The sequence below is a fragment of the Aquitalea magnusonii genome (genome assembly GCF_003202035.1).
Classification (GTDB): Bacteria; Pseudomonadota; Gammaproteobacteria; order Burkholderiales; family Chromobacteriaceae; genus Aquitalea; species Aquitalea magnusonii.
Genome location: NZ_QJKC01000010.1, coordinates 37,501 through 48,334, shown reverse-complemented (window position 1 = coordinate 48,334; position 10,834 = coordinate 37,501). Strand labels below are relative to the sequence as shown.

Annotated in this window: 12 protein-coding genes; 9 read left to right on the top strand and 3 right to left on the bottom strand. The window is 56.2% G+C overall.

Features of this window, described 5'->3' with window-relative positions; all coding sequences use genetic code 11:
* The first annotated feature begins 4 nt into the window (after positions 1-4).
* Entirely contained in the window at positions 5-1,390 is a 1,386-nt protein-coding gene (locus DFR38_RS11980) for an efflux transporter outer membrane subunit (RefSeq protein WP_170124161.1), read from the top strand.
* Positions 1,391-1,464: 74 nt separating this feature from the next.
* On the opposite strand, the gene DFR38_RS11975 is transcribed toward DFR38_RS11980, so the two are convergent.
* Positions 1,465-2,322: a formyltransferase family protein gene (locus tag DFR38_RS11975; RefSeq protein ID WP_110313450.1), complete on the bottom strand. Its 858-nt coding sequence runs from the start codon at positions 2,320-2,322 to the stop codon at positions 1,465-1,467.
* A gap of 266 nt (positions 2,323-2,588) precedes the next feature.
* Between DFR38_RS11975 and DFR38_RS11970 the strand changes: the two genes are divergently transcribed.
* Together DFR38_RS11970 and DFR38_RS11965 are read left to right on the top strand one after the other, a co-directional pair.
* Entirely contained in the window at positions 2,589-4,682 is a 2,094-nt protein-coding gene (locus tag DFR38_RS11970) for an acyltransferase family protein (protein ID WP_158527731.1), read from the top strand.
* A 255-nt stretch (positions 4,683-4,937) separates the two neighbouring features.
* Positions 4,938-5,630: a helix-turn-helix domain-containing protein gene (locus DFR38_RS11965; protein ID WP_059284446.1), complete on the top strand. Its 693-nt coding sequence runs from the start codon at positions 4,938-4,940 to the stop codon at positions 5,628-5,630.
* 313 nt (positions 5,631-5,943) lie between these two features.
* Here DFR38_RS11965 and DFR38_RS11960 read toward each other — a convergent pair whose 3' ends face one another.
* Entirely contained in the window at positions 5,944-6,177 is a 234-nt protein-coding gene (locus tag DFR38_RS11960; RefSeq protein ID WP_059284447.1) for a hypothetical protein, read from the bottom strand.
* A gap of 77 nt (positions 6,178-6,254) precedes the next feature.
* Here DFR38_RS11960 and DFR38_RS11955 point away from each other — a divergent pair, with 77 nt between their 5' ends.
* From DFR38_RS11955 to DFR38_RS21035, 4 genes are all read left to right on the top strand, one after another.
* The gene (locus DFR38_RS11955; protein WP_059284448.1) at positions 6,255-6,530 is read left to right on the top strand and encodes a hypothetical protein; all 276 of its coding nucleotides are present in this window, start codon (positions 6,255-6,257) and stop codon (positions 6,528-6,530) included.
* 20 nt (positions 6,531-6,550) lie between these two features.
* The gene (locus DFR38_RS11950) at positions 6,551-6,826 is read left to right on the top strand and encodes a hypothetical protein (protein WP_059284449.1); all 276 of its coding nucleotides are present in this window, start codon (positions 6,551-6,553) and stop codon (positions 6,824-6,826) included.
* 506 nt (positions 6,827-7,332) lie between these two features.
* Positions 7,333-8,436: a hypothetical protein gene (locus DFR38_RS11945; RefSeq protein WP_146215974.1), complete on the top strand. Its 1,104-nt coding sequence runs from the start codon at positions 7,333-7,335 to the stop codon at positions 8,434-8,436.
* Positions 8,423-9,103: a hypothetical protein gene (locus DFR38_RS21035; protein WP_146215973.1), complete on the top strand. Its 681-nt coding sequence runs from the start codon at positions 8,423-8,425 to the stop codon at positions 9,101-9,103. The genes DFR38_RS11945 and DFR38_RS21035 overlap by 14 nt, the downstream gene beginning before the upstream one ends.
* Before the next feature lie 32 nt (positions 9,104-9,135).
* Here DFR38_RS21035 and DFR38_RS11940 read toward each other — a convergent pair whose 3' ends face one another.
* Entirely contained in the window at positions 9,136-9,660 is a 525-nt protein-coding gene (locus DFR38_RS11940; RefSeq protein WP_059284451.1) for a hypothetical protein, read from the bottom strand.
* Between the two features lie 347 nt (positions 9,661-10,007).
* Here DFR38_RS11940 and DFR38_RS11935 point away from each other — a divergent pair, with 347 nt between their 5' ends.
* A complete protein-coding gene (locus DFR38_RS11935) occupies positions 10,008-10,607 on the top strand; it encodes a type IIL restriction-modification enzyme MmeI (protein ID WP_059284452.1) in 600 nt (199 codons plus the stop codon).
* Positions 10,585-10,821: a GIY-YIG nuclease family protein gene (locus DFR38_RS11930; RefSeq protein WP_204377386.1), complete on the top strand. Its 237-nt coding sequence runs from the start codon at positions 10,585-10,587 to the stop codon at positions 10,819-10,821. The genes DFR38_RS11935 and DFR38_RS11930 overlap by 23 nt, the downstream gene beginning before the upstream one ends.
* Positions 10,822-10,834 lie beyond the last annotated feature (13 nt).

Here is a 10,834-nt window from a genome sequence, read left to right as displayed (position 1 = left end):
GCGCATGACTGCTTTATCCACGCGACCGGCGCTGGCCGCCTGCCTGATGGCCATGATGCTGGCGGGCTGCGCCATCGGCCCCGACTACACCAGGCCCAGGATGGATATCCCCGCGGCTTTCAAGGAAGACGGCCGCTGGAAGAGTGCCAGCCCGCAAGACGCCAGCCCGCGTGGTAACTGGTGGGAGGTTTATCAGGACCCGCAGCTGAATGAGCTGATGGCCACGCTCAACCGGCAAAGCCCCACCATTGCCCAGGCCGAGGCCAATTACCGTAATGCCCGTGCCTTGCTGGATCAGGCCGAAGCCAGCCTGTGGCCAACACTGGGCCTCAGCGCCAGCAAGAGTCACGGCGTCAGCAGCGCCGGTGGCAATGTCAGCAATCAATACAATCTGGCGGCAACGGCCAGCTGGGAAGTCGACCTGTGGGGCACGGTACGTCGTGCCGTGGAGGCGGGCAGTGCCAAGGAAGCGGCCAGTGCCGCCCAGCTGGAAGCCATTCGCCTGAGCAGCCAGGCCCAGCTGGCCACCGCCTATCTGCAACTGGTGGTGGCCGATGTGCAGCTGAAGCAATTGCAGGACAGCGAGGCCAATCTGCTGCAAAACCTGCAGCTCACCCGCAATCAGTTTGCCGTGGGCATGGTGTCGGATGACAGCGTGGCCCAAGCGGAAAGCAGCTGGAAAAGCGCCCAGGCCGCCCGCGTGGACAAGCAGCTGAGCCGCGCCCAGCTCGAGCACGCCATTGCCGCCGCACTGGGCGTGGCCCCGGCCAGCTTCTCGCTGCCGGTCAGCCAGACCCTGCCCCATCTGCCCCAATTGCCACCGGGTCTGCCCTCCACCTTGCTGGAGCGTCGCCCGGATATTGCCGCCGCCGAACGGGCAGTGGCCGAGGCCAATGCTGAAATCGGCATCGCCAAAGCGGCCTATTTCCCCACGCTCACCCTGTCCGCCAGCGGCGGCTACAAGGGCAGCAGTTTTGCCGACTGGGTCAGCCTGCCCAATCGCATCTGGAGTGTGGGGCCGCAGCTGGCCATGACGCTGTTTGACGGTGGCTTGCGCCGGGCACAGACCGCCGCGGCCATTGCCAGCTACGACGCCAGCGTGGCCAGCTATCGCCAGACCGTGCTGGGTGCTTTCCAGGCGGTGGAGGACAATCTGTCCGCGCAGTCGCTGTTGCAGGAGGAGGTGCAATACCAGCAGTCTGCACTGCAGGCCGCGCAAAGGGCGGAAAGCATCACCCTGAACCAGTATCGTGCCGGAGTGGTGAGCTATCTGAATGTGCTGACGGCGCAAAACAGCCGCATTAGTGCCGAAAATACGCTATGGAGCGTGAAAAACCGCCAGTACACCGCCAGTGTTGCGCTGGTGGCTGCCCTGGGCGGCAAGTGGTGATGCCGGCCCTGACCCAACACAAAACAGCCCGCCAAGGGCTGTTTTGCATGAGATAAGCAGCTGGCTGAGCGGCCTCAGAACGGCCGCCGACCGCTCACCACCCCCGGCGCCTGTACACTCCATTCACTGATCACCAGAAAGCCGTCCGCCACGGCAAACAGCATGGACAGGTCCACGCTGCGCACCAGGCTGCCGGGCTTGAAGGAATGCGTCTCCAGCCAGCCCTGCGCACGATGCACCACAAAGCCCACGCCATTGGCTTCGGCCAGACAGTTGATGTCGCCAAAGGCGCGCAACTGACGCTGGATGGTGGCCAGCGGGCCGCTCAGGTCCAGCATGCGCTCGGCCTCGCTCCAGCGTGGCCAGTAGCTGCCCGGCCCCTGTGGCTGAGCCTGCTGCCACAGGGTGGGGAAGTCCGCGATGACGCGACGGGCCAACTGCTCCAGCGCCAGCTGGCATTTCCACTCCAGCGTGTTCAGCGTTTCGTCCGCAGCCATGGCAAACAGCTGCCGGTCCAGCAGCGCACCGCTGTCAAAATCCTGCTCTACCACATGGCAGCTCACGCCCCACTCCGCCTTTTGCTCCAGAATCGCCCGCACTAGCGGAAACGGCCCGCGCGCCTCCGGCAGTGGCGAAGGATGGAAATTCACCGCATGGGCCAGATAAGGCCGCCAATTGGGTACCCGCCAGTCGTAGCTGCCCAGCAGCAAGGTTTCACAGCCTTGCGCCGCCAGCGCGGCCAGATCGGCCTCGGTGATCGGGGATAGCTGCACGGGGATGCCCAGCCGGGCCGCCTGCTCGATCACCTGGCGGTTGTCATGGATCTTGCCGTCCAGTGGTGAGGTGAAGATTTTCAACGGCTGCCAGCCTGCCTGCAAGGCAGTGTCCAGCAATACCTTGAAACGGTCGGTGAGGGTAATGGCAAAGCGCATGGCGGCATCCTGCTACGGGTAGACTTGCAGATATACCAGCTAAGCAGGCTGCGCTGGCATTCTGTCAAATAACTTAACAAATCTGCCAGGCGACGCTGGCCGGTGCGCTTCCATCTGGTGCCGCAAGACGCATGGCTGCTTTTACCGGTGGTGATGGCGCTATACAATGGGCGGCTCTTTTACTGTCTGCGCACTCTGTTCAACATCATGGCGGATCGATGGCGATCGATCCAGCTTGCTGCTTGTCCGGTGCGGCCACTTTGATCATGTCCCTTCACCTCAGTTCCAGCGTCAATGCTGGCAGTTACCGCCCTGATATTGATGGCCTGCGTGCCCTGGCCGTGCTGGCCGTGGTGCTGTTCCACATCGGCGTGCCAGGTTTTGGCGGTGGTTTTGTCGGGGTGGATATCTTTTTTGTCATTTCCGGCTTCCTGATCAGCGGTTTGCTGCGGCAGGAACTGCTCAGCCAGGGCCGCATCGACTTCAAGGCTTTTTATGCCCGGCGTTTTCGCCGTCTGGGGCCGGCGCTGTTGCTGATGGTATGCGTGGTCTTGCTGCTGTCCTACTTTGTGCTGTTACCGGATGACCAGAACAAGCTGGGCCGGGAAATCCGCGGCGTGGCCCTGCTGTCGGCCAACCTGCACTTCCTCCAGCATGCCTTTGATTACTTCAATTCCGCCTCCGACCTCACCGTCATGCTGCACACCTGGTCGCTGGCAGTGGAAGAGCAGTATTACCTGGCCTGGCCCTTCATCTTGTGGGGGCTGTACCGCCTGAGCGGCCGCCAGCCGGACAAGGTGGCACGCAGCCTGCCACCGCTGCTATGGCTGATTTTTGCCGCCTCGCTCGCTTATTGCCTGTGGTTGTCCTATCACGAAACCCCGCGTGCCTTTTACCTGATGCCCACCCGTGCCTGGGAGTTTGCCGCCGGTGCGCTGCTGGCCATCACCCCGCTGCCTGCCTGCTGGAAACCGCATGCCGCGCTGGCTGGCGGCGTCGGCCTGCTGCTGCTGCTGGGGTCGGTGCTGGGCCTGAACGAAGCCATGGTGTTTCCCGGCGTCATCGTGCTGTTGCCGGTGCTGGGCAGTGTGTTGTTTCTGCTGGGCGGCCAGCTGAATGCGGACAATCCTGTCAGTCGTCTGGCTGCACGTCGGCCCTGGACCGACATCGGCATCCTCTCCTATGGCTTTTATCTGTGGCACTGGCCGCTGCTGGCGCTGGGCCGCTACTGGGGACTGGGCGAACGCAGCCTGCCGCGCGACCTGCTGCTGGGCGGGGTGCTGGCCTTGCTGCTGGCCTGGCTGAGCTATCGCTATGTCGAGCAGCCCATCCGCCAGAAAAAGCTGCGTGCCTTCAGTACCACCAAGGCCACGCTGCGGAGCGGCTTTGCCATGATCGTGGGCATGTGGCTGCTGGGTAATGTGGCCATGTTCCTGCTGCCACGCGCGCCGTGGTCCGGCCATCAGGCACTGTTGCAAGCCAAAGGTGATGCCATGGTCATGCACGGCAACTGCGCCATGCCCAGGGACGGACTACCCTTGTCGCCGGTGGCGCAGTGCGTGGAAGGCCAGCGCAACGGCCCCGTCAGGCTGCTAGCCTGGGGCGATTCGCATACCGACCACCTGATGCCGCTGTATGCAACCCTGGCACAGCAACAGCACATTGCCATCCTGCGCCGGGTGTATCACGGCTGCCCGCCGCTGCCGGATGTCACCCCGGTGGGGGAGGGCAAGCTGCGCACCTGGTGTACCAATTTCTCCCGTGCGGTGCGCGACGAACTGCCGCAGCTCAAGCAACAGGGCGTCAGTGGCGTGCTGATGAATGTGCGCTGGAACGGCTATGCCGCACTCAACAAACCGGGTGAAAACAGCATTGCCGTGCTGGCTGCCGGCCAGAACGGCCTGCCGGACAGCGTGTGGGACAAACAGGTGGGCGTGGCACCGCTGGATCGCGCCACCTCGCTGGCGGTGTTGCAGCAGGCTTTGCAGCGCAATGCGGCCTATCTGCAGCAATTGGGGCTGAAGCTGGTGCTGGTCTTGCCGGAGCCGGAAATGCAGCGCTCGCCGCCGGAATGCGTGATCCGGCTGGGTGCTGCCGCCTGCAATGTCAGCCGTCAGCAAGCCGAGGCAGAACGCGCCGACGTGGTGGCCATGCTGCGCCAGGTGGCCAGCCAGGCGCCCAATGTACGCATCTGGGATGGTTTCGACCATTTCTGCGATGCCACCACCTGCTACGCCAGCCAGAACGGCCACATCCGCTATCAGGACAAAAACCACATCACCGCCAGCATGGCGCGCTCCATGGCCGCCGATTTCAAACCGGTATTCGACTGGGCCTTGCAGCCGCTGGCCAAACCCTGAAGCCATCTACCCTGATAAAACAAAGCCGCCAGTGATGGCGGCTTTATGCTGTGTGGCATCCTGGGTGGCCAGCTGTTTGCCCGGTCTTGGTTCCTCAACATGCAGGCTGCTTTGCTCGCTGCCAAGGCGGGTAATCCACCGCTCCAGTGCAAGGATGGACCACCTGCCAACAAGCCCGCCATACTGGCATCATCAAGCGCAGCGTTGCCAGCTTCGGCAAGCTAGGCCATGCCGGAAACAAGAGAGGGCCACACCATGCTCCGGGAACTGGAAATCGTCGAACAACTGATACTGGGGCAGGACCCGCTACGCCGCGGCCAGGCCCTGCACACCCCCAAAGACCCGGCGCTGGACCAGGCCCGTGCCCACTACTACCAGCAGCTAAAACGGGTAAGCAAGCAACACGCCGCCCAGCCTGCCCCGGCAAGCACTCCGGACCGCCCCGCTCACAACCGGGCCGGCGAGCGCTGGAGCATTGCCGAAGACAACCGCCTGAGTGCGCTATGGGAAACCTCCAGCACCGTTACCAGTGCCGAGTTGGCAGAAAAACTGGGCCGCAGCCGTGCCGCCATCCTCGCGCGGTTGGTGAAGCAAGGTTATTTCCCGGATCAGGCCAGCGCCATGCAGGCCGATGACCAACGGTTGGAGCAAGCCGGCCAGCCCGCCTGGTGGGCCAGTCAACCACCACCGTTGCCATTGCCGGACCTCGACCAGCAGCGTGATCACAAGCCCAACGCCGGCAAAGCCTGGAGCGCCAGTGACGACGCCCGGCTACGCGCCAGCTGGCACGACCCCGCCGCCCCCGACTGCGCCAGCATCGCCCACAGCATGGGCCGCAGCCGCGCCGCCATCATCGCCCGGCTGGTACGCATCAGCGAATATCCCGACCGCGATGCGGTACGGGCAGCGGACAGGGAGAGGGGCAGCAGCGTGGGGCGGGATGATTGAATGTCGTAATGACCGCAGGCTGCTTTGGAAGGGCACATGAAAAAAGCCGCAAACCCTTACTGGGTGCGGCTCTTGTGGACTTTATCGGACTTCGCTGGAACTGTAAGTGGTGCCCCCCGACAGCAATCGAATTTATTCTGTATTGTTATGTTTTTATTTGGTTTTTATTTTAGGTCTTGGGTGAAAGGTACTCAATATGGTACACGGATTGGCTTTGCTGCAACACTGCAGGTAGATGGTCAGCCAGTCTTGCCTAGTGGGGACCTGAGTAGCTAAGCCGCCACCCAAACTTGCTGCTTCGAGTGTGGACCACTTACCACCACCCAAACCTTTGCATGAACTCTTCTCTACCGGCTCCCAGCGCCCCCAGCCAATCTGCTAACTCGACGATATCCAGCCGGCGTTCCAAGTTTTCCACTTTGGCCACATAGGACTGCGGGCGAGACAGGGCCGCCGACAAGGCGGTTTGTGTGATGTCTCGTACTTCTCTCTCTGCGACAAGCTGTCTAATCAGGCTCTTGTAGCGGTCATCATGGATGGTCTTCATCCAAGCATGGCAGCACTTGTGCAAAATTATCCCAAAATGGGATAATTTTCTTGGCATTCTAACTGGCAGAGGCAATCATGAAGCTGAGAACTTCGATCGCGTTGGTGGTGGCAGGCAGCTGCCTGCTGCTTTTGCCGCTGGTCTTCTTATCCGGCTGGCTGAAGTACCTTCTGATGTTTGTGGGCTCGGTGATGTTGCGCGCGGTCTGGGAGTGTTATGCGGGAGTAATGCCTGCTGAATCGGATCAAGAAACTTCGCCATGCTTCAAGGGGTTTGATGAAACGAACTATGGTGATGTGATGCAAAATTGGCGCGGCCTTAATAGCCACAGCCTAGGTGATCATGATCTATAAATCGGCCTTTAGGTGGCAACATGAAAGTTCGCGTTCAAATTGTGCTGGTGATATCAGGGATTCTTGCTCTATTTCTACCGTTCTTTTTTATGGCGGGTTGGCTGAAATACTTGATAATGTTTTTGGGTGCCCTTGCCCTTCATGCGGTTTGGGATCTGTACGCTGGTACTCCGGTTGTCGAAAAAGAGCATAGTCAGTCCCTGACGTTTTCTGAGGACGATTACAAGGTAGGCGAAAACGACTGCTCGCACTGGGCGGACATCGGTATCGGTATGGGGGTTGGGCGAGATGATTGATCTGCGGGAACCATATGATTTATGTATGCAAACAGGTGGGGGTAATTGCTATGCGTAGATTTTTTGCTGAATTCTGGCTTGCTGTACGCCAGGGGCCGCGCTTGTACTTTGCTCCACTTATTGGGGCGGTCAAGGGAGTGCAAGACGCTGTCAGAGCAAACCCTAGTGAAAAATAGCAGATAGAAGAGTCAGGCCTTCTCGCTTATTTTGGGGGAAGGTTTTTTTCTTTGGTGGAAAGTTGCGATAATACAACATTTTTACTTGTTTTCTTTCAGGAAGAATAAGCAACTTATTGATCAATAAAGTTTTATTGTTGTTTTCTACTTCTCTCGGAGTGAGAAGAACGGCTTATTTAACAAATTGTTGATCCGAGATTTTAGCGTTCATACACTGAGAGTGCAGATTGATTGATCTCCTGTGAAAACGCTGCCGTCTGCAGGCAGCACTTGCGGCAAACGTTCCAGCCAGCACGGCGCTGGCTGGAATTTTTGTTTGTGGAGTGGAAGATGCTGGACAACGTTTTGCAATTTTACCCGACAAGACCCAAGAATGACTTAATAGATTATTACTTAGCCTTTCAGAAGCTTGAAGCGGATATTCTTATTTATAAAGATGAGGAGAGCATTTCTTCGGACGCTAAGCAAGAGTTACATCTTGCGAGAAGAGAGCAGCTTAAATTATACGGTTTGTATGCTCAGAGAATTATTGATTCGTGGGCGAAGGTGCAGGCAGCTGAGCACAAACTTGCGATTGAGCAAGGGAGAGTCATCTCGATACCTGTTGGTAAAAAGTATGGGAAACGGCTCAGTAAGCACAAGTATGAAGTTAAGTTCATCTATGAGGATAGGCTATCATTTTTGCCGGATACGCCTGAAAATCGGGTGCTCACTTCGGCTGAAGGATTTAAGTCATGTTGTGGTGAGGCCATGGTTTTGATGAGCGCTATCGATGCCGGCAGGTCTGATCCAGTCATAAAAAAGAAAATTAAAAAGTTATCAGAAGGGTGTGGTGCGAAGTATTTATTTCTGGGAAAGGCACTGATCTTGGTAGAGTTGGCTCTGGCTGAGTGTGAGAAACTGATAAAAACGAATGGTGAAAAAGGCCTAGCTTCAGATAGCCTGGTCAGGCTGGAGTTGGAAATATCTGAGTTTGTTGAATACTCGAGTTATGAATTTATTCATAAGGATAACCGAACGGGGGCAAGAGCTCATGGGCTAGCCACGAGAGATGCGAATCTAAGAGAGATTGCGAAAGTAATATTCCAAGATCTATTGAGTGAGCAGTCTAACTTTGGCCAAGAGCACATTGACGATTTATTTGATGATTGCGATGGGAGTGAAGTTAATATTCATGGCTCAGATGGAGAGGGTGCGTTGAAGTCAAACGAGAAAAGGGTTAAAAAACTATTGGCTGATGAGATAAGATGTAAAGTTCTGGATGACTATTTTGTAGCTTGCGGAAATTCCTACCCAGATAGCTATGTAGGTGGTCCGGTTGAGGAAATTGCCGCGATCGACTCACCTCATGCGATGCGATCTTATATCGTTGCTCACTTGGCTGCTAGAAAGAAAGCTAAGGTAGCGCTGGGATTGATTTATGGCGCATCATGATCGGAGAGTTTGTATCAGATTCAAGGTATTATTTGCTGCGTTAACTTTTGGATTGATGGGGAAGTGCTTTGCATCTGAAACTATTTCCGTTGATTTAGGGCGAATTCAAGTTTTTACAACTGAGGCCGGTTCTCGCCCAGGTCCGATGATGAAGGTTTTTGGTACTAAAGTGGCTGTGGTCGATGAAGTTCATCCAGAAATGGCTCGCGCACTCGAGGATGAGGTGGCAAAGCAAGGCTATACTATCGCTAAACCTGGTGAGCTAAAGCATCCATATTCAATTGAGGAAATCTATGCCGGAGATGCTGACGGATATAATCCACCCCAAAGTCCAGAGTCATCTGGCTATATCTTTCCGGCCTTTCAGCTACTTGGCAGTGCTATAGTGTGCGGCACCTTTCATATTTGCAACGATCCCTCTGTTGCAGTGAATATCGCGGCGGAACGCTTGAATGATGTTACGCGGAATGTAACTCGTGATGCCAGGCCTGATCAATTGCCTGGTGAGAAGCAAAATAAGCTATTGGTGGTAAGTAAGCTATGTACTGCAGCAGGTCATTTGTGCGCATCCTCAGTTGCTATTGGATCTGTGGGGGAAGTTAGTTTGGATGAGCTAAGGATGGCAAATGCTAGAGAGGGCTTCTCCAGAAGCCTGAAGTTAAAATAAAAGAATGGGAGGCATTGCCTCCCATTCTGGTTTTATTGTTGCTGAAAGATGTAGCCATGCAATATCAACATTTTCATATTGATTGTTGTGTTGGCTCTTTGAATTATTGAACAAGTTTCCTTGTTATCAGCTCTGTAGTTCATTGTGACCACCCCTCCATGGATGGGAGTCATTTTACATATCATTTCAATGATGATGCCTTGCTCATCTGCTTGTATTGATTGTGACTCATTTTGAATTTCATCAATTATTAATTTTGAGTAATGGTCGACTTTGCTGATCCATTTCAGGATGTTGGCAACTTCAGTTTGCGCATCATCAGGAATGCATAAAGCAGTTGTCTGATTAATCATCAGATAGGCTCGTACAAATTCTCCAAGTTTATGTGTGCAAATTGATAATTGCTGGATGTGGCTAGTCGCGCGACTAATTTCTATATGGTCAACTAGGTCATACGTTACGATGTGAATCAGGCCAGCCCCTAGCAGGGTTAGTTCGATTTGATGAACTGGGGCCTCGATGATGATTTTGCGTTGCTGACGTTGGATGTAACTCATGTCTTGCTCCCTGGGGTTGTGGATAGGTCCTTGCCTAGGGAAATGCGGCACAGCGGTGTGTAAGCTGTCCCCTGCGTCGGCGGCGGAGGCGATTGGGACTCTGCTTGACTCTTGGCCATGTCTGGCGCTGTTGGGATTGGGCGTGGACTGTTAAAATCGTCGCTATTTTTCAGCGTTCTGCAGCGTGCTCAGGCAAGCATTGAGCGGCCAGTGCGGCTGTCGCTGCCCACGTTGCTACAGAGCGATGCATCACGAACACCAATTCCGGACAGCTAGATCTAGCACTGACGCGTATGGCCTATTGAGCGGCCGGCGTCTGCTGCAGCTGTCCCACAGGCAAGAAGCCCATGAATGCAGTAGAAATTGAAGCCGCGATATCGGAGCTAGCCCTCCAGCCTTTTGACGCCGCAGAGTTCCCGTATGAATTTCTGGCCGCTTTTGGCAACAAGGACACCACGCTCAAGCGCTTGCGCGCTGGCAACAACAATGCGTCGGATGTTCCCGGTGGTCTGCTTCAGCGCAATAACATTCACCTTGCCGTGTGCGAGCCTGGCGCTGTTGGGGAGACGCTCAAGAAGCTGCGCGCCAGCCCGGCGACAGCCAAGGGCAAGGCCAAGTTCATCCTCGCTACCGATGGCCAGACGCTGGAGGCGGAAGAGCTGGCCAGCGGCGAGACCATCGCCTGTGATTACGCGGACTTCCCCAATCATTTCGGCTTCTTCCTGCCCCTGGCCGGGATCTCCACCATCAAGGAGATCAAGGACAACCCCATCGATGTCCGTGCGACCGGGCGGTTGAACAAGCTGTACGTGGAGCTGCTGCGAGAGAACCCTGCATGGGCCAGCGAAGTGCGCCGCGCCGACATGAACCACTTCATGGCGCGGTTGATCTTCTGCTTCTTTGCCGAAGACACTGATATCTTCCATGAGGAGGGCGTGTTTACATAACCTGAATCGCAGCAAGCTGGAGCACATTTTCCATCGCGAGTTCAGTGCTGCGCAACTTGACTTGACCATCGAGGATCGCTTCGGCAATCCAGTCAAGCCACGAGAATGGTTCTTGGTGCCACTGCATGTTATCGATGAGGTGGTTCAACGCATTCAAGACGGATCAATCACTGAACTGCACTATGACCCGGGTACTGCCCAGTTGCTAGGCTAAACGTAGAACTCAC